This is a genomic window from Kribbella orskensis, from assembly GCF_004342085.1.
GTDB lineage: Bacteria > Actinomycetota > Actinomycetes > Propionibacteriales > Kribbellaceae > Kribbella > Kribbella orskensis.
This window is the reverse complement of record NZ_SLWM01000041.1, coordinates 1-16,332: the sequence shown is the minus strand read 5'-3', so window position 1 is coordinate 16,332 and position 16,332 is coordinate 1. Positions and strand designations below refer to the sequence as shown.

Here is a 16,332-nt window from a genome sequence, read left to right as displayed (position 1 = left end):
CCCTCACTTCTTGGTGGTCTTCGGCGCCACCGGGAACAGCGGCTCGTTGTGGTCTTGGACCTTGACCTGGGCGGACGGGCCGAGCAGTGCCAGGTACGGCAGCGAGGTCTGGGACAGCTGGATCAGGCGCTCGGCGTCGATCTGATTCGCGGCGAAGGTCACCAGCGTCAGGTCGTTCTGCGCCGATGCGGCGCCCTGCGAGAACGAGCTGTCGCTCGTCTTGGCATCGTCTTGCGGTGCAGTGGACGTGGCCGGCCCGATCGCGATCACACGCACCTTCGGGATGACGACCGCGGTTTTGGCGACGGCCTTGCCGCCGCCCTGTTGCTTGTGCTGGCCGGTGCAGTTCGGCTGCGCGCTGACATCGCCGGTGCTGCCGGCGACGACCGTACCGAAGACGGCGACGTCCGACCCGGCCTTCACGTTGCCGGCAACCACTTCCGGGCTGCAGAGCGTGATGGTGACAGCCACCTTGCCTTCGGGAATCGCCAGTCCGCCGGTGGCCTGTGCGGCGGTCACCAGCATCGACTTCAGGACCAGCTGGCCCGGGCTGAGGTCGGACGAGGTGACGAGGGACTCCTGCGCCGGCGTGATCTCCGTGACGGCGTCCGACGACACCGACGATGCCGGCAATGTCTCCTTGTGCAGTGATGCCTTCGCGTCAGCGGCGGAGGTTCCGGACGGAATCGCCTTGCCTACGACGAGGACGGTCACCGCTTGCTGTCCGGCGACCGCGCGGGCGTCCGCGCGATCGACGTACACCAGCACGGCACCTGTCCCGAGGACGGCCAGTGCGACCGCCAGCACGATGGTCAAAACTCGACGTTTCATGGTTCTCTCTCTTCTGCTGGCGGTACTAGCCGGCGAGCTGGACGGCCGTGGCGCCGAAGTACGTGCCGGTGCCGACGGTGGTGGACACAGGCACCAGGGCCTGCGTGAAATGTCCGTAGATGCAGGACGGGGTGGTTGCCCCGTTCGGGCACGAATCCTTCGTGAACGGCGACGGGATGTCGTCCTTGAGGGGGTTCATGTTCGCGTAGCCGGTGAGGATGAAGGCGGCCAGTCCGACCAGGTGATAGGTGGCGCCGCTGCCCGAACCGGTCGACGTGTCGAAGATCGGGAAGAAGATCGGTGTCCCGCTCGCGACGTACGACGTCAACGCGTCCTGACACGCCTTGGTGATGTTCTTGCCCGGATCGCTCCCCGCGGCGTATCCGCTCTGCGTGAGGTCGATCGCCGCTGTGCACCCGCCGATGTCGTTCAGCCAGCCGAACTCACCGGGTGTGCTGAGGCCCGCACACGTGGGCGCGCTGGGTGCGTCTCGCACGAAGATCATCGTGTCGACGCCGAAGGTAGGAGGAGTGCCGCCCGTTGCCTGGGTCCAGGCGCACAGCGAGAGCGTCATCGCCAGCGATTGCGAGCTCTTGACGGCCGGTCCCCACATCGCGCGAGCGCAGGCGTGGACCGTACTGCCTTGGTAGCCGGCGTTTCCGGTCAACGCGCGGGCGAACACCGGCGGCAACAGCGAGGAGCCTCCCGATGTCCTCGTGGCGGTGTGCACGTCGACATAGTTCGTCCCGGCTGCCGGTGCGCTCGGGCAGTCGACCATGGTTCCCGTGGACCCGGGGCATCCCGGCAGACCACCTTTCAGGTCGTGGCCGCAGACCAGGGTCACCGCCGACACGCCGTCTTTGGCGTTGAGGTTCGCGTAGGTGGCCGCCGTACCGGGTGCGCAGGCCGCGCCGGCGACGCAGCTCTTGGCGACGGCGAGCGAGCCGGCGTCGGCGCCGTTCTGCAGCTCGGCACGCTCCTGGTACAGCTGCCCGACATCGACGGTCAGAGCGGCCATGCCGAGCAGTACGCCGGTCGCGAGCAGCATCCCGACCAGGACCCCGAAGGCACCTCGGTCGTCGGCGCCGAGCAGCCGCATCATCGGACGGACGAACGGTGGGATCAGGTTTCGCATGGCATGACTCCCTGGGCGGACAACGTGGTCTGGCCGCTTAGGCCGGTGCCGCCGAAGAAGCCGACGAGATATCCGAGGCCCGGCGTGAACTGGAAGGTAAAGCTGGTTTGCACGGCGCCGTTGATGCCTGGGCCGGCGCCGACCGGGCAGGCCGACTGGATCGACACCCCGACGGGGCTCAGCCCGGTTGCGGCGGCCTGCGTGCGACCGGCCACGTTCGGCTGTCCGAGTGCGACGAGTCGAGCGCCTTCGCGCGCGGCCTGGGTGAGCGTCTGCTGTGCGTTGAGTATCCGGCCGAAGTCGATGATGCCCATCACGATCAGCAGCAGCAGGGGAAGCAGAAGCGCGAACTCGACAGCGGTGGCGCCGCGGTCCGCGCCGCTGCCCCCATGTACCGACGAGGGCAGCATGCGGCGTACCCATGCCGCGGGCCGGATGCGAGATACGTGGCCGTGGTGAGTTTCCCCGCCGCGACTCCCTCGTCTCGGATACATGAGCTCTCCCGGTTGGTGAAGATCGATCAGAAGGCCCCGATGACGCCGGTGTACAACGCGGCGACCAAGGGGCCGAGGATGATGACAGTCGGTACGACGACGAGTACGATCAGCGCTGCCACCAGGCCGTACTCGATCAGGGTCGCGCCGCGATCGTCGCGCATCACCTTGCCGGCAAGGGTTTTGACGAACCCCGCGAGATTGAGCATCGGAACTCCAACCTGGCGAGGCGGTGGCGGCCCGGCCGTCCGGCCGAGCCGCACCACCCCTCGCGATCGAACGGAGGAGATCGGCAGATCGTTCGATCGGTCAGAGGTTGGTGGCGACGTCGTTGAACAGGGCGACGATGGCCGGACCGAGGATCAGCAGCGCGGGAACCACGATCATGGCGATCAGCGCGACCATCAGGCCGTACTCGATCATGGTGGCGCCACGCTCGTCGCGACGCGCCTGCTGGACGGCGGTCTGCACATAAGTGAGCAGGTTGTTGAGCATGGGAACTCCTTCAGTTGGCGGCGAGTGCGGGACCCACCCGTTGATCGAACGGCGACCTGCCGATCGGTACCGAAACAGTGCGGGATCGCCGGCCTGGCCAGGCATCGGTCAACCGGCCGGATAGCGAGGGACGATCGACCGACAACGGCGGAGTCCACCCGCCGACCGACCGACAGGAGATGACAGGTCTGTCGGTCGTTCGGCTGACACCGTCGGCCGGTCAGCCGGCTTCGCGGCTCCGGTCGGTCGGTTCTGCGGTGACGTGGTTCCTTCGCACGCCAGGTGCGTCGTACCTTGGCGGGCATGGACATCGCGTGGGCAGTTGCCGGGGGCATCATTGGCTTCGTTGCCGGACTGCTGCTGCGCAGCACGGTCTTCCGGCTGTCGGTAGCTTCCGGCGAGCCCGCCCCCACCAGCTGCGCGCGCTGCGGGACAGGGGTCGGCGGACGTTTCGCGATCCGGTGTACGCAGTGTCGTGGCTGGTTCGGTGTTCCGTTCGTCCTCGAGCTGGTGACCGCTGCGGTGGTTGCCCTGCTGCTGTGGCGGTTCGCCGGTCTTCCGGATGCGGCCGCGTTCGCCTTCATCGGCGCGCTGGGGGTCGCGTTGGCCGCCATCGACATCGCGGTGCAGCGGTTACCCAACCGGTTGACTCTGCTGCTGTACCCGGGTCTGATTGCGCTGTTCGGACTCGCGACGGCGGTGGACGGGCATCCGTCGTACCTGCTGCGCGCACTGCTGGGCGGGCTGGTGCTCGGTGGCGGTTACCTGGTACTGGCGGTGTTGAGCCGGGGGCAGCTCGGTGGCGGGGACGCCAAGCTCGCCGGCGGAATCGGCATCGCGCTCGGCTGGCTGGGCTGGCCGACTCTGCTCGTCGGGGCGTCCCTGGGCTTCGTCCTGATGGGTGTCGTGAGCCTCGTGCTGCTGATCGCACGCCGGATCACGCTCCAGCACAGCATGAGCTTCGGCCCGTTCATGCTCGGCGGCGCACTGGTGGCCATCCTGGCCGTCGCGTGATGGGTGGAGTCCCGCCGTACTTGGGCACGCGGCGGTCGTCGTGGGTGCGCCCATCGCCGGCGTTCTGGAACTTTGTCACCAAGTGTTCAATTGTTTCGGCGAGAAGCACCCATCCGAATTCCGTAACGGGCTGTAGGTGGATGCCGATCATTGGTTCAGTAAGTGACATCTATTCATCTTCGGCTGGGGGCCAGAGAAGAGTCCAGCGGGGGCAAGCAATGCAGAGCTCGATCAAAGTCGTCGTCATCGACGGCCACACACTGACCAGGTACGGACTGATGAGGCTCGTCAGCATTGACGCCGACATCACCGTCGTCGGCGAATGCGGCGTCGCCGCGGAGGCGCCGGCACTGGTCGAGTCCGCCCGGCCGGACGTCGTGGTCCTGGATGTCGCTCTGCCTGACGCGGACGGCTTCCAGCTCGCCCGTGAACTCCGCGACCGGCACGCCGAGCTCGGCATCGTCGTACTCACGGCCCAGGCGGAGGACGACGTACTGTTCAGGGCGCTCGAGACCGGCGTCTCCGCTTTCGTCGACAAGACCGCCCCGAACACCGAAGTTCTCGGGGCGATCCGGCACGCCGCCGTGGCGGCCGCTTCCTTCACCGCGACCGGCCTGATGCACGCGTTGGCCCGTCGCGGCCAGGTCGCCGGCGTACAGCCCGTCGGTGGGCAGTCTGTCAGTGGTCCGGTGGCGGTTGGTCTGGCGCTCAGTCCGCGCGAGCAAGAGGTCCTGTCTCTCCTGGCCACGGGTCGTTCTGTGCCTGAGATTGCCGGCGCGATGTTTGTCAGTCTCTCGACGGCCAAGACCTATGTTTCCCGCGTGTACGAGAAGCTGGGCGCCGTCAATCGCGCGAACGCGATCATGATCGCTCTCGGGCTGGGCCTGATCACGCCGATGCTTCCGGCCTCGGCCTCGGCCTAGGCACCAGCACCCGGCGTCCGCGGACGCCGGCCGGGGTGGTCCGCCGTACCTCCGTCGGTAGATCGTCCGACCGTGAGACGAAGAACCCTCGGGGCAGAGCGCAATGTGATCGGCCTTCGCTACAGTGCGAGCGTGACCGCACGAGTGGTGGCCGACGAAGCCGGCCTCTGGATAACGCAGTCCGGGAACACCTACGGGTTTTCGTGGCCCCAGATCACGGACGCCAGCATCTATGTGTTGGAAGTCCCGCCCAACGATGAGCGCGTGCTGACTGTCGAGATCGATCATGTCTGCGGCGAGTCTCTTACGATCACCGACGACTTCGAGGGCTTCGCCGAAACCGTTGCCGCCCTGATAGCTCGCCGGGGCGGTGTTGCGCCGGACTTGGCGGCGTTGACTCCCGCCGACAGCGTCGTACAGATCCGGCTGGCTGACTAGGAAGAGCGTCCGCCGTCACGCCTGAGAGTGTTGTTGACTGTGGTTTTCAACGGTCCCACGGGTGGTCGGTGACGTTCGCCGTTGGGTTGGGGCATGCTGCTGCGAGGTGGAGCCGCCGGAGGCTGCTCCACCGCGCGAGGTTTGAGGCAGCGTGCGGACGGGGCGGGTGCCCGGGGGGCAGTGGCTGGGAGGACGGTCGGGTGGGCCGTCCGGGTCCAGTCATGCCGGTGTTCAGGTGATCTGTGGGAGGTCCCGGTGCTCCTGCCCGGTGGGCGCCGGCGCCCGCTGCTCGCTGATCCTCACGGCGCGAGGACGCCGAGGCGGCCCGCCGCCTCGATCACCTCACCGAGCAGCCCGAGCCATTGGTCCACGTCGGCGGCCTTCAGGCCCACGTCGAGCCCGAGGCCCTGGCCGCCGGCGAGGTACACCTGGGTGACACCACTCTCGCGGGCGGCCATCAGGTCCTCGGCGATCTGCCGGGGCGATCCGCCGAGGAAGGGCCGGCCGTCCCCGATCGGCTCACGGGTGATCGGGGTCGGCCAGATGTCGGCCCGCCCTAAGCCTGGCTAGTCGCGCGGGGCGAAGTAGTTGCTGAGCATTTCGGTGGGCCAGGTGGGTTGGTGGACGAGGCCGCGGGGGCCGAAGTCGGTGAACCAGGGTTTGATGTCGAGGACAGGGGTGCCGTCGACCGCGTCCAAGTCTTCGACGTGTAGGTCCAGGCCGTCGACTTTGAGGAGGCGGCAGCGGGAGACTCCCAGCCAGTTGAGGCGGCGCATGTTGCGGTGGCCGAAGGTGCCTACCTCTGGCCAGTCGGGGTTGTCGCGAGGACGGCGGGCCCCGAGCGGAAGGTCAGACTTGTCGGTCAGATGAAAGTGGAAGACCACTTCGAGGTGTGAGAACTCTTCGAGACCCTTGGTGGAGTCCGTGCTGAAGAGGGAGCCGTTGATGCGGATGATCGCTTGGGTGCCACCCCAGTAGTCGTCGGTGGGCTCGACCCGGCCGCCGATGACATGGGCGACTGGCTGGAGAGTGATCGACTGGCCCGTCATAGTTTCCCTTGAGAGTAAGGCGCCGTCAGCGATCGACCGCGGCGAGGTATCTGGCTGCTCGACCATCGAGTTCGGTGACCGAGTGGATGCCTTTGGCTCGATAGACCGAGAGGCCGGAGCGCATGTCGCGCACAGCCTGGCGAGCCCGACCGGAATGGATTCCGTCCATGACGTCGAGAGCTTCCGACCACGTGCCGCAGGCCTCCTCGATACTCCCGCTACGAGCCTGTACTGCGCCTAGATAGCCAAGGGTCACCGCGTGGGTGCGAGTGAACGTGGCTGTCTTGCGGGTACGGACGCTGCGCTGGAACTCTTTGGTCGCTGACGCGAGGTCGCCCATGTCGCGCAACGTGCACGCGCTCTCGTGGGCCAGGCTCGCTTCGCCGAAGAAGAACACGCGGCCAGGTTCGTCATCGCCGGCTGTTGCGGAGGCAAGGTCCCTCTCGGCACGAAGTAGTGCCCGGGTGGCGGCCAGTCGTTGCCCATCGACCGCTAGCGCCCGTGCGTGGACGACACCGATCAGGGAGCGTTCGCGATGGCTCGCGTAATCGTAACGACGGTCTTCCAGCGACGCCTCGGCTATCCGGACCGCCTGCCGGTGGTGCCCGAGATCCACGGCCTGGTGTGCCATCGCCCGCAGGATGTGAGCGGCGAGTGGTGCGTCGTTGGCTTCTGCGGCCAGTTTTACCGCAACGGCCAAGTACCGCTGGGCAATCGCATGTTCGGAGTTGTCGAACGCCATCCAGCCGACGAGATAGGCGAGTTCCCCGGCAGTGGAGAACATCCCTTGGCGTACACCGTCGTCGGTGTAGGAAGCACGCAGGTAACCGGCAACGTCGGAGGTCAGATACTGGACGACGGCCGCGCGAGCATGCCCTCCGCCTCGGCGCTGATCGATCCGGGTGAACAGCTGAACCGTCTCCCGAACAGCGTCGAGGTCTCCTGCGCCGACCAGCCGTCCACTGTGCTGCCTGGAGGTTCGGTCGCTCAGCTGATCCCACCAGGCCTGGTCTGGCAATGTCAGTGCGGCCACCGAGTAGCCGCCCGCCCGCAGTACCGACCTGCGCTCGACATCCAAGGTGCTTCTCCCGAGATCGACCAGCGCCGTCAGCGTATCGGCATTCCAGTCGAGTATCGGTGACGAGACCAACGGTGTGAGGCCGATCTCATCGGCCGTGACTGTCCGCCCGAGACGCCGAGACAACGTCTCGACGAGGATGTCGGGCGCGGCGCCGGACGGCCTGGCGCCGGCCACCCAGTGAGAGACGTGTGATCGCCCGACGCCAGCCTGGTCTTCAGACCGCCTTTCCATGGCGACGCGCCCGAAGGCGAGCGCCAGTTGGGCATGCGACCAGCCGGCCTCCGCGATCGCAGCCGCGAGTTTCTCGTTTCGTTGCCGGGTTCTCGACACGACAGATGCCTCCCCTCGGTGAACAGCCGATCAGGCTTGCCGTTCACCGCTTTCACCACACCGGACCAGTGCCACAGGTACCAACTCACCGTAACCGATGGTTCGCTCGACGTGTCGGGAATCCGGCGGTCGCGGACTGGGCGGAAGAAGTGGTGGTGAGAGCTGTCTTGAATACACAGATGCGGGTGCTGACCTTGGTTGCCGCGGTCTTGGCTGTGGCGATGGTGATCGACGTGGTGCGCGATCTGCGAGGCCGTCGATGACGGTCCTCGAGCGCTGCAGAGTGCAGGTCTGGTTCGGCGCCCACGTGATCGCTACCTACGTGGCCGAGAGGCCGCTCGCCGATCGGTACGCCGCCGCGATGGGCAATCGATTCGCCGGGCTGCGCATCACGAATGAGCCCTTACCGCCCACAGCTCTCACTGATCCGGACAATGTCCCTGATCACCCACCGATTCCGCCCGAGCAGCGGCTCTGGCCGTTGACCGTGCTCTGAACCCTCAACTCATCAGGAGAACACCATGTGGCGACTCGAAGCGTCCGAGTGTGCACGCTGGCCAATGCTCGGTCACGCCACCATCCGACCGCCTGTGGGCCTTTGATGAGAGGCTGGCTCGCGCAACTTCCCGCAACACCAATGACAGGCAACAACGCGTAATCCCAGACTCGACAGGGCAAGTTCATGCAACGACCGATGCAGGGGAGTCATCATGCAACTCACGCTCGTAGCAGGAGACCCGGAGTCCCAGCCCACCAACTCGCCCACGCTCTACAAGACTGATCGCGGTAGCTGGGTCGTACAGGGCTGGGTGGTCGACGACCCTGATGCTTTGGCGAAGCTCAACCTTCCGGACGGTGAGACCGCCGTGGAGATCCCGGACCGCATGATCCAGATCTTCAAGTAGGTCTCGTGGAAGAGATCACCGACGACGAGTTCCAGGAGCTGCTGAAGACGTTCAAGCGCAGCTCCATCCATCTGGAGACCCGCGACGCGTACGGCACCGAAGTCGAACTGCCCCACATGGCCCAGTGGGCGGCCGGTGAACAGGACGATCTTGAGTGGCTTCAGGACTGGTGTACGACGTTGCGCGGCCACATCGCCGCCGGGAGGACCGTACAACGCGCTCGTATCGTCTCGGAGCCTCTGAGCGACTACCAGCGGTGGACGCTCGCTATCGGTCATCCGATTGTCGAGGCCGGCGAAGATGTGCGGTTCGTGCCAAGGCGCCGGGTCTCAGAACTCTGCTTCCCTGGCAACGACTACTACCTGTTCGACGACGAGAGGGTCGTGTTTCTGCACTACTCCGGCGCAGGACTGAACAACGCGTTGACCACCACGACGAACCCGGCGACCGTCGAGATGTGCCGCAAGGCATTCGACCAGGCATGGCCTCTTACGATTCCCTACAGTGAGTACAAACCCGAATAGCTCAGCCCGAAAGGTCCAGGAAGCCCTTGGGCTACGCCTTCGGAATCTGCGCAAGATGCAGGCCTGACCGGTCGCGAGCTTGCCGCCGCGACCGGCTGGCATTTCACGCGCATCGGCAAGCTAGAACACGGCGTCCAACCTCCTACCGATGCCGACATTCGGGCTTGGTGCGCAGCGTGCGCACAACGTCATCCCCGGACTGTTCCAGACAGCAGACTACATCCGCGCGATGCTCACGTTCTGGATGCGATTTCTCAACACCAAGAACGACATAGACGAAGCAATCGCGGCTCGTCTGGAACGCCAGACCATCCTCTACGAAGGCCGGCGAAAGTACACCGTCGTCCTGGAGGAGAGCGCCCTACGCACCTGGTTCGGCACCGCAGAGACCATGGTCGGCCAGCTCGACCGACTGCTCTCGTTGATGAGCCTTCCGAACGTCGCGATTGGGATCGTGCCGGCCATGATCGAGCGACAGGGCGTGGGCTCGGCCGGCTTCTGGATCTTCGACGACAAGCTGGTCACACTCGAGACACCTACTGCAAGCATCGAAATAACCCAGCCGCAGGAGATCCGTCTCTACGTCCGCATGTTCGAGCTGCTCCGCCAGTCCGCGGTCTATGGGCCGGAGGCCCGCGCTCTGATCATCCGAGCGCAAACCGAGATGAACGCCAGCAACTAAGTGCAACAACGTAGCCCCCACGCTGGCGCGATTCCTAGCGTTGACGCATGACAACAACGGGGAACTCGTCGTTCGGGGTGGAGCGGAGCGACCACCCAGATGACGACCACCGCACTGCGACGGGCTGGCCCATGCTCCGCCCCGCGGAACACTGCGACGGTGAGAACCCGATGACGGGCCGCCGCTGCTGCAAGGACCATCACCAGGGCTACCACCGAGACACCACCGGCGCGGAGTGGCTGGATGACTAAGCGCCGGAGCGTCCGCGACCGGCAGTTGCGTCGCTGAGCCCGAGACGCTGGGGGTCGGCGGCGAGTGACTCGGGCAGGGAATGGTCGGCCACGGAGTCGGCCGGCCAGAGTCAATCGTCACGCGCCGGCGCCGGCGCCGTCGCTGATGCGTAGCGTCGTAGTCCGTCAAGGTCGGTCACCACGATCTGGCGCCGGCGGGTTGCGATCAGCCCCTTGGTCCGCAACGTGCTGAGTCCACGAACGGCAGAGTCGCGCGAAGTGGACATCAGGCTGGCCAACTCCTCCTGAGTCAGATGGATGCTGATGTCGATCACTGATCCGTCGGATGTGCCGTAGCGGTCCACCAGCTCGACCAGGAAACCGGCGAGGCTGCGCGAGACTCCCATCGAAGCTGAGGCCTCGCGACGGCGATCGGCCGCCTGCAACCGGCCGATGATGACACGCACCATCACCAGCAACATTTGCGGATGCGTCTCGAGGGACGCCATGAACTCGTCGCCGGGGATCACGCGGCACTCGACGGGCAGCACAGCGACATTGCTCGCTGAGCGTTGCGGCCTTCCGTCGATCACCTCGAACTCGCCCAGAAGGTCGCCCGCCCCCAGGACGGCCAGCACGATCTCGCGACCATCCGGCGTGTCCAGGGTGACCTTGACCAGGCCCGAAAGAGTGAGGAAGACGGTGTCACTGTGGTCACCCTGGACGATGATCCTCGCTCCTTTGCGGAAGCGTTTCGGATGACCGAGCCGAAGCAGGAACGCTCGGTCAGCCGGTTCGAGCCTGCCGAGAAACGAGCGGTGGTCCACCACCTCCCCGCTTGCCATCCATCCAGCCTAGTGCCGCAGATGCCCCGTTCGCTGTGCCTCATTTGAGGCGGACGCAGCCCGTTGCCGGGAGCATCCTGGATGGGTTGTTCTCGCCGGATCCGCCTTGTAGACCGGATCCGCCTTGTAGAGAAGGTGACAATCATGAATCGGAAGCCACACTCCATCTGGCGAACGACCACCGCGGCAGTGTCGGCGGTTCTCCTCAGCGCAGCCCTGCCGATCGCGCCCATCGCTGCAGACGCTCAACCCGAGGACCGCGAACAGGGACCCCGGTCTGCCGCCCCTGGATCCGGGCCCGCCGTCTATGTCCTCGACGGCCGGGTCGTCGCCATCAGGCGGGATCCGTTGCCTCCGGGGGCGTACGGGGGCCAAGGCGTCGACTATTCACCTGACATGACGGCGTGGATTCTCGGTCCCCCATGCGGCCGATGAGCGGACATCTCGCTACCCTGCTATGCAAGGATCAACGCGGACTGCCGGGGAAGTTCGAAAGTGTCGCTAACGATTCGGGATCTCATCGCACTCCCGGCGCAGACCGAGGAAATCTGCCAAGTGGCCGAAGCGTTCCTTCGGCACTGGGTGCCCGCTATCGCCCTGTCAGACGAGGAGCTTGAGCCGCAACTCGCCACAGTGCAGTCGAGGGTAGGAGCACCGTTGCCGCCTGCTCTTCGCTGGCTGTACAGCCGATTAGGCGGAGGGAGTTCGGGGTGCGTCTTCCCGCCTGCCGCTCAGCCCAGTCAGGACCTATCAGGAGCCACCAGGGAGGCCAAGGTCGTTCGTCCAGAGGGGCGCTCCACCTTGGCCCCTCCGCCGCCTCCCGATCGCGCTACGCGTGGGCTGAACGGCAGACGGGAAGACGCAGGGACAGAAGGCGCTGGCGGCAACTAGATGTCGAGTTCCGGAGGGACTTACAGCATGTTCGGTGGTCGCTGAGTATGCGGTTGGATGTGTAGGTGGATGACCAAATCAGCGTGGATGGGCGCACCCTCTGGTTCTGCCTGTACGGCCCCGTCGATGGGGTGCCGGTGATCGAACTGTATGGAACTCCGAGCACCCGGTTGCGGCGGCCCGACCAGATCGCAGCGATGGAACATAGCGGCGTGCGAGTCCTAATGCCCGACCGCCCTGGATACGGCGGCTCGACCCGGCAGGCAGGACGTACCGTTTCCGATGTTGTGCGGGACGTCGAGGCACTCGCGGACAGTCAGCGTTGGGAGAGGTTCGCGGTGGTGGGCGGTTCGGGTGGTGGTCCGCATGCGCTGGCGTGTGCGGCGCTCCTGCCGCACCGCGTCACCCGATGTGCCGTGCTTTCCGGTGTTCGCCCGCAGGCTGTGAGGCTGCCTCCCGAGGAAGTTCTACGGGGACAGCTCACACAGCTCGGCGCCGACATCCTGGGCCAAGTCGAAGCAGGCGGCCCCGCGTACCCCGGAGCGCCGCCCGGTACCCCGGCTTGGGACGACCCAGCCACGCGGGCTCGGCTGGTCGCTACGTTCGCTGACAGTCTCGATGGCTGGTACGACGACAAGGTTGCTCTCGCTCAGCCGTGGGGCTTCTCCCCGCAGAGCATCCGTGTCCCAGTCGGCATCTGGTACGGCACAGCCGACGAGTACGTCGCCGAGAGCGACGCACAGTGGCTCCTTGAAAACATTCCCACCGCCCAGGGCCACCAATTCGCGGGCGGTCATCTTCCCACCAGCACCACCTTGATCGACGTCCACAGGTGGGTCAGCTCGCCAACCAGTCAGTGCGCCGGTCGACCTTCACCGGCCCCGTCAAGGAACTCGACTACGGATCAGACGGCCGTGCCCTCCGCGTGCCCTAACGAGAACGTGCAAGCGGGCTCGACCGGTCACCAACGGGGTTCAACCGGTCGAGCTCACGCTTGAGGATCTACCGCTCAGCTACGCGGGGCCGGCGCAACCGCCTTTGCAAGGCAGGACGCGTGAAGGCCCAGAGACGCGCACCAGCGCGTGGGGACATCCGTGCGACAAGGGATGGTCGCTGAGGGGGACTCACGGGCAATGGCGGTAGGCCCAGGAGGGCCGGATTCACGCTTGGGAGGGGTGGTCAGGGGCGGTCTCGAACCGCCGACCTTCCCGCTTTTCAGTTCGACAGACCCCTCGTCCCGCTGGCCTGGGTCGTTGCCCGACATGGCGCGGGGAAGAACGGCGATGCCTGATGGTGCTAGCTGTTGCTGGACCGGTCGCTGGACCTAGAGCGGGTGTGGGCCGGATTCATCAGGCCAACGCGTGGACGACGAGTCGGTTCTGCTCTCCGTCGAAGATGTCGGACAGAGCCTGTCCTTCGCGCCGGCTTCCTTCGAAGAGACCCCGCTGGGCGACGTGCACGACCAGGACGTCGTGGCTGTCGATCACCTCCGAGATGCCGTGGGCATGGATGGTGTCCGACCAGGCGTCCAGGTTTCGTCCGTGCCACTCCGGCAGTCCGCATGGCTCAGCAACCGCGTCCCAGAAGTCGTTGAGTGTCTCGATCGGCCGACCCCGCAGGTCAACGATCAACTCGCTGTCCGTCATCGCAGCAGGGTAACCGGCCGAGGGCACATCATGATCGGTCGAAGAGACAGCACTCGACCGGCTTGACCGTTATGTCCATGGGTTAGCCAGCGTTGCTGGACCAGTGGAGGGTTCCTCCTAGAGGAAACCGCAGGTCAGAAGGTGGTCAGGGGCGGTCTCGAACCGCCGACCTTCCGCTTTTCAGTTCGACAGTGCCTCCAGTTCGGACGTTGCAATGACCGCACTCATCAGGCGACGAGTGCACCAGACGCTGTCGTGGCTTGATGCTCAGCCGTCGGTCGCGGCCAGCCAGCGCCTCCAGCTGGCGACAGTAACCGCCGTGCTTCGATCGTCGAGTACTGCGCTGACGTATCCGGCTCGCAGCCGCACGAGCGGATCGGTTGACGCGGCCGCCTCCGCGAGCAGGTTCCGGAGTTCAGGACTGTCGAGGCGTCGCGCCAAAGCCGCGTACCAGCGGTCCTCACACCAGTGCTCGCGATTGACCGCCGCCATCACGAGGTCGAGCAAGGCTTCGTCCCAGCCCAACGGGCCGGCCTTGATGAAACCGCGCAGGATGCGCTCTTTCAGCTCCCACGGTGACCACGGCGCCGCGGTTCGCCACTCGTGCTGAAAGCCGACTTCCCACTGGAGGAATAGGACCGCATACGGCACTGACTCTGACGCTGAGTCGTCGAGTTCCTGATAGCGCGCTCGGCTGAACCCCCCGGCAACGCTGTAGAGCGTTTGAGCGATGGCGTTCCTTTGCATGGCCTCCGCCTGGTCGTACTCAGCGGTCAACCTCGGTGAATGCGAGAAGTCGGAGCTGCGGCCGTTTTGGTACCAGAGGGTGTTTGACCACCGGAGCCCGGCGGACCACGTAGCTATGAGCTCGGCCTGCCGGTCCAACGCTGCCCGCCGCCGGGCAGGATCCGGATCCGTCAAGTTGAACAACCAACTATGACTATTTGATGGCACCGGCTGCATGCCTGCAGCCTGCCAGAACCTCGCGCGGCCAACGGAACTGGTTGCCAGATACCTGCGTTGCTGTACTGGCGTAACCGGCTTCTGTGGAGAAACCGCAGGTGAGAAGGGTGGTCAGGGGCGGTCTCGAACCGCCGACCTTCCGCTTTCAGCTCGACAGCGGCGACCGGGGCCTACGCCTGCGCAGTCGGGGGCTAGGTCTGCCAACCGGGCTATGGCGGTCGCTGGTGCTGGCTGTTGCGGTCCAGGTTGCGGTCATCCCTAGGCCGTCAGCTTGGGACAGACTTGTCAGTTCGAGGTGGCCGCCTCGGTTGTCGGAATCTGCCGCCAAGCGCTAGATTCGAACGGATGTTCCCTTGAGCCTTCGTGACGATGGGTTGTCGGATCCGGAACGTAGTGTTCGTAGAACAGGTGAATGGCGGCCAATCGAGGGCGCCACAGGGCAAGACAAGGAGTCAGGCGATGACGCGTCCGCAGTGCCTATGTCACACGAATCAGTCGCACTCCACTCGGGAGGCGTTGTGAAGCTCCTTCTCACATCCGGAGGCGTCACGAACGAGAGCATCCGCGATGCGCTGGTCGATCTGCTGGGCAAGCCGATCTCCGAGTCCCGTGCGCTCTGCATCCCCACGGCACATTGGGGCCACCCGATGTTAGGGCCCGCATCGGTGCGAGGCGTCGTCACCGGCGAGCCTCCGTTTCTCATGACCAGCCTGGGCTGGGCATCCGTGGGCGTCCTAGAACTCACCGCGCTGCCCAGCATCGGCGAGGAGCGGTGGGTGCCGTGGGTCCGAGAGGCCGACGTGCTGCTGGTGGACGGCGGCGACACGTCGTACCTGTACCACTGGATGCGGCAGTCAGGGCTGTCGGACGTCATCTCGTCGCTACCCGAGACGGTCTGGGTAGGGCTGAGCGCCGGCAGCATGGTGATGACACCGCGGATCGGCGACGACTTCGTCAACTGGCCGTCTGCACCGGACGACCGCACGCTTGGGGTCGTCGACTTCTCGATCTACCCGCACCTGGACCACGAGCTCATGCCGGGGAACACCATGGCCGACGCGGAAAGATGGGCCGCCGACATCGCAGGTCCGGCCTACGCCATCGACGACCAGACCGCCATCAGAGTGACCGACGGCACCGTCGAGGTCATCTCCGAAGGGCACTGGAAGGCCTTCCCCGCATAGCCGCCGACTGCTATCGGAGTGTCCCGGCGCCCCTCCTGGTGCATCGTGCTGGGTCACACCACCGACCGACGGCGTAGCCTGACCGCTCATGCCGCGTTGGGCGCGCGGCGTACGGCGATGCCGGACGATCAGCCCCGAGCGTCGTCGAGTCTGGCTTTGAGGTAGACCTTCTACGTCGCGGACAGCGTCCACGACGGAGCCGCCCAGGTCACCCACCGAAACTCTTTCGGAGCTTAAGGGACCGCATGATCGATTCGGGGAGGGCTGGTGCGGTACACCGCTTTGTTCGACCCTGAAGCGCCGATACCGGCAGTTGGTCACGGGATCAGAGACAACCTCACTGGGCAATGGGTAGTGCAGAACCTGCCTGGTGCTGCGGCCCACTGGCAGGCCGCTGTCCTGAGCCTGCGCTATGACGACCAGGGTGAGCGCCAGGATGGCTGCGCTTGGTACCGAGATCCGCCCGTCCAAGTCGAGCTGCGTATCACGCCGCGACGAACCGAAGCCGCGCTGCTGCACATCGCCGGATAGACGTTGCGGTCATTTGCGGGAGGTCGGCGGTTCTCCGATGGAGAAACCGCAGGTCATCCCTGAAGGTGCGGGGTCGGTCAAGAGGTGTGTGACCGTTGTTTCCTGCTTCTTGGGTGTGGTTTGGGCGCGTCGAGGTAAGGC

General features: G+C 65.7%; 22 protein-coding genes. 11 read left to right on the top strand and 11 right to left on the bottom strand.

What is annotated here, in order from left to right; translation table 11 throughout:
• Positions 1-3: 3 nt before the first annotated feature.
• The 5 genes from cpaB to EV644_RS42505 all read right to left on the bottom strand — a co-directional run bounded on the left by cpaB (position 4) and on the right by EV644_RS42505 (position 2,955).
• Positions 4-831 carry a Flp pilus assembly protein CpaB gene (gene cpaB / locus EV644_RS42525; protein ID WP_132197231.1) on the bottom strand — a complete coding sequence of 276 codons (828 nt, stop codon included), beginning with the start codon at positions 829-831 and terminating at the stop codon, positions 4-6.
• A 25-nt stretch (positions 832-856) separates the two neighbouring features.
• Positions 857-1,966: a pilus assembly protein TadG-related protein gene (locus EV644_RS42520; protein ID WP_132197233.1), complete on the bottom strand. Its 1,110-nt coding sequence runs from the start codon at positions 1,964-1,966 to the stop codon at positions 857-859.
• Complete coding sequence (locus tag EV644_RS42515; protein WP_132197235.1) at positions 1,954-2,376, bottom strand: TadE/TadG family type IV pilus assembly protein; 423 nt, start codon at positions 2,374-2,376, stop codon at positions 1,954-1,956. The genes EV644_RS42520 and EV644_RS42515 overlap by 13 nt, the downstream gene beginning before the upstream one ends.
• A gap of 110 nt (positions 2,377-2,486) precedes the next feature.
• A complete protein-coding gene (locus EV644_RS42510) occupies positions 2,487-2,669 on the bottom strand; it encodes a Flp family type IVb pilin (protein ID WP_132197237.1) in 183 nt (60 codons plus the stop codon).
• Positions 2,670-2,769: 100 nt separating this feature from the next.
• On the bottom strand, positions 2,770-2,955 hold the full coding sequence (locus EV644_RS42505; RefSeq protein ID WP_132197239.1) for a Flp family type IVb pilin: 186 nt from the start codon (positions 2,953-2,955) through the stop codon (positions 2,770-2,772).
• A gap of 303 nt (positions 2,956-3,258) precedes the next feature.
• On the opposite strand from EV644_RS42505, the gene EV644_RS42500 reads away from it, so the two are divergent.
• The 3 genes from EV644_RS42500 (at position 3,259) to EV644_RS42490 (ending at position 5,330) form a co-directional block, all read left to right on the top strand.
• Complete coding sequence (locus EV644_RS42500; protein ID WP_132197241.1) at positions 3,259-3,969, top strand: prepilin peptidase; 711 nt, start codon at positions 3,259-3,261, stop codon at positions 3,967-3,969.
• Positions 3,970-4,187: 218 nt separating this feature from the next.
• Positions 4,188-4,892 carry a response regulator transcription factor gene (locus tag EV644_RS42495; RefSeq protein ID WP_132197243.1) on the top strand — a complete coding sequence of 235 codons (705 nt, stop codon included), beginning with the start codon at positions 4,188-4,190 and terminating at the stop codon, positions 4,890-4,892.
• Positions 4,893-5,024: 132 nt separating this feature from the next.
• Positions 5,025-5,330, top strand: a complete 306-nt coding sequence (locus tag EV644_RS42490; protein ID WP_132197245.1) for a hypothetical protein — start codon at positions 5,025-5,027, stop codon at positions 5,328-5,330.
• Positions 5,331-5,629: 299 nt separating this feature from the next.
• Here EV644_RS42490 and EV644_RS45005 read toward each other — a convergent pair whose 3' ends face one another.
• The 3 genes from EV644_RS45005 to EV644_RS42480 form a co-directional block, all read right to left on the bottom strand.
• Positions 5,630-5,788, bottom strand: a complete 159-nt coding sequence (locus tag EV644_RS45005; protein ID WP_158293104.1) for a hypothetical protein — start codon at positions 5,786-5,788, stop codon at positions 5,630-5,632.
• A 108-nt stretch (positions 5,789-5,896) separates the two neighbouring features.
• Positions 5,897-6,379: an SAM-dependent methyltransferase gene (locus tag EV644_RS42485; RefSeq protein ID WP_132197247.1), complete on the bottom strand. Its 483-nt coding sequence runs from the start codon at positions 6,377-6,379 to the stop codon at positions 5,897-5,899.
• A 25-nt stretch (positions 6,380-6,404) separates the two neighbouring features.
• On the bottom strand, positions 6,405-7,790 hold the full coding sequence (locus EV644_RS42480) for an NsdA family TPR-like regulatory protein (RefSeq protein ID WP_132197249.1): 1,386 nt from the start codon (positions 7,788-7,790) through the stop codon (positions 6,405-6,407).
• Positions 7,791-8,049: 259 nt separating this feature from the next.
• On the opposite strand from EV644_RS42480, the gene EV644_RS42475 reads away from it, so the two are divergent.
• From EV644_RS42475 to EV644_RS42455, 5 genes are all read left to right on the top strand, one after another.
• Positions 8,050-8,286, top strand: coding sequence for a hypothetical protein (locus tag EV644_RS42475; protein ID WP_132197251.1), 237 nt, complete (start codon positions 8,050-8,052; stop codon positions 8,284-8,286).
• Between the two features lie 214 nt (positions 8,287-8,500).
• Complete coding sequence (locus EV644_RS42470) at positions 8,501-8,695, top strand: hypothetical protein (RefSeq protein WP_132197253.1); 195 nt, start codon at positions 8,501-8,503, stop codon at positions 8,693-8,695.
• A gap of 5 nt (positions 8,696-8,700) precedes the next feature.
• The gene (locus EV644_RS42465; protein WP_132197255.1) at positions 8,701-9,219 is read left to right on the top strand and encodes a DUF6879 family protein; all 519 of its coding nucleotides are present in this window, start codon (positions 8,701-8,703) and stop codon (positions 9,217-9,219) included.
• Positions 9,220-9,367: 148 nt separating this feature from the next.
• Positions 9,368-9,901 (top strand): DUF5753 domain-containing protein, encoded by a 534-nt coding sequence (locus EV644_RS42460; protein ID WP_241999426.1) that lies wholly within the window; start codon positions 9,368-9,370, stop codon positions 9,899-9,901.
• Positions 9,902-9,948: 47 nt separating this feature from the next.
• Positions 9,949-10,152 carry a hypothetical protein gene (locus EV644_RS42455; protein WP_132197257.1) on the top strand — a complete coding sequence of 68 codons (204 nt, stop codon included), beginning with the start codon at positions 9,949-9,951 and terminating at the stop codon, positions 10,150-10,152.
• Between the two features lie 110 nt (positions 10,153-10,262).
• On the opposite strand, the gene EV644_RS42450 is transcribed toward EV644_RS42455, so the two are convergent.
• The gene (locus EV644_RS42450; RefSeq protein WP_132197259.1) at positions 10,263-10,976 is read right to left on the bottom strand and encodes a Crp/Fnr family transcriptional regulator; all 714 of its coding nucleotides are present in this window, start codon (positions 10,974-10,976) and stop codon (positions 10,263-10,265) included.
• Positions 10,977-12,064: 1,088 nt separating this feature from the next.
• Here EV644_RS42450 and EV644_RS42445 point away from each other — a divergent pair.
• Positions 12,065-12,865 carry an alpha/beta fold hydrolase gene (locus EV644_RS42445; protein WP_132197273.1) on the top strand — a complete coding sequence of 267 codons (801 nt, stop codon included), beginning with the start codon at positions 12,065-12,067 and terminating at the stop codon, positions 12,863-12,865.
• A gap of 351 nt (positions 12,866-13,216) precedes the next feature.
• Here EV644_RS42445 and EV644_RS42440 read toward each other — a convergent pair whose 3' ends face one another.
• On the bottom strand, positions 13,217-13,513 hold the full coding sequence (locus EV644_RS42440; protein WP_132197261.1) for a barstar family protein: 297 nt from the start codon (positions 13,511-13,513) through the stop codon (positions 13,217-13,219).
• 267 nt (positions 13,514-13,780) lie between these two features.
• Positions 13,781-14,290: a hypothetical protein gene (locus EV644_RS42435; RefSeq protein ID WP_132197263.1), complete on the bottom strand. Its 510-nt coding sequence runs from the start codon at positions 14,288-14,290 to the stop codon at positions 13,781-13,783.
• Positions 14,291-14,994: 704 nt separating this feature from the next.
• Between EV644_RS42435 and EV644_RS42430 the strand changes: the two genes are divergently transcribed.
• Together EV644_RS42430 and EV644_RS42425 are read left to right on the top strand one after the other, a co-directional pair.
• A complete protein-coding gene (locus tag EV644_RS42430) occupies positions 14,995-15,660 on the top strand; it encodes a Type 1 glutamine amidotransferase-like domain-containing protein (RefSeq protein ID WP_132197265.1) in 666 nt (221 codons plus the stop codon).
• A gap of 267 nt (positions 15,661-15,927) precedes the next feature.
• Positions 15,928-16,191: a hypothetical protein gene (locus EV644_RS42425; protein WP_132197267.1), complete on the top strand. Its 264-nt coding sequence runs from the start codon at positions 15,928-15,930 to the stop codon at positions 16,189-16,191.
• Positions 16,192-16,332: the final 141 nt, after the last annotated feature.

Coding starts and splice junctions, on each gene's coding strand:
- cpaB (WP_132197231.1), bottom strand. CDS start 831: ATGAAACGTCGAGTTTTGACCATCGTGCTGGCGGTCGCACTGGCCGTC.
- EV644_RS42520 (WP_132197233.1), bottom strand. CDS start 1,966: ATGCGAAACCTGATCCCACCGTTCGTCCGTCCGATGATGCGGCTGCTC.
- EV644_RS42515 (WP_132197235.1), bottom strand. CDS start 2,376: ATGCTGCCCTCGTCGGTACATGGGGGCAGCGGCGCGGACCGCGGCGCC.
- EV644_RS42510 (WP_132197237.1), bottom strand. CDS start 2,669: ATGCTCAATCTCGCGGGGTTCGTCAAAACCCTTGCCGGCAAGGTGATG.
- EV644_RS42505 (WP_132197239.1), bottom strand. CDS start 2,955: ATGCTCAACAACCTGCTCACTTATGTGCAGACCGCCGTCCAGCAGGCG.
- EV644_RS42500 (WP_132197241.1), top strand. CDS start 3,259: ATGGACATCGCGTGGGCAGTTGCCGGGGGCATCATTGGCTTCGTTGCC.
- EV644_RS42495 (WP_132197243.1), top strand. CDS start 4,188: ATGCAGAGCTCGATCAAAGTCGTCGTCATCGACGGCCACACACTGACC.
- EV644_RS45005 (WP_158293104.1), bottom strand. CDS start 5,788: ATGGCCGCCCGCGAGAGTGGTGTCACCCAGGTGTACCTCGCCGGCGGC.
- EV644_RS42485 (WP_132197247.1), bottom strand. CDS start 6,379: ATGACGGGCCAGTCGATCACTCTCCAGCCAGTCGCCCATGTCATCGGC.
- EV644_RS42475 (WP_132197251.1), top strand. CDS start 8,050: ATGACGGTCCTCGAGCGCTGCAGAGTGCAGGTCTGGTTCGGCGCCCAC.
- EV644_RS42470 (WP_132197253.1), top strand. CDS start 8,501: ATGCAACTCACGCTCGTAGCAGGAGACCCGGAGTCCCAGCCCACCAAC.
- EV644_RS42460 (WP_241999426.1), top strand. CDS start 9,368: ATGCCGACATTCGGGCTTGGTGCGCAGCGTGCGCACAACGTCATCCCC.
- EV644_RS42455 (WP_132197257.1), top strand. CDS start 9,949: ATGACAACAACGGGGAACTCGTCGTTCGGGGTGGAGCGGAGCGACCAC.
- EV644_RS42450 (WP_132197259.1), bottom strand. CDS start 10,976: ATGGCAAGCGGGGAGGTGGTGGACCACCGCTCGTTTCTCGGCAGGCTC.
- EV644_RS42445 (WP_132197273.1), top strand. CDS start 12,065: ATGGAACATAGCGGCGTGCGAGTCCTAATGCCCGACCGCCCTGGATAC.
- EV644_RS42440 (WP_132197261.1), bottom strand. CDS start 13,513: ATGACGGACAGCGAGTTGATCGTTGACCTGCGGGGTCGGCCGATCGAG.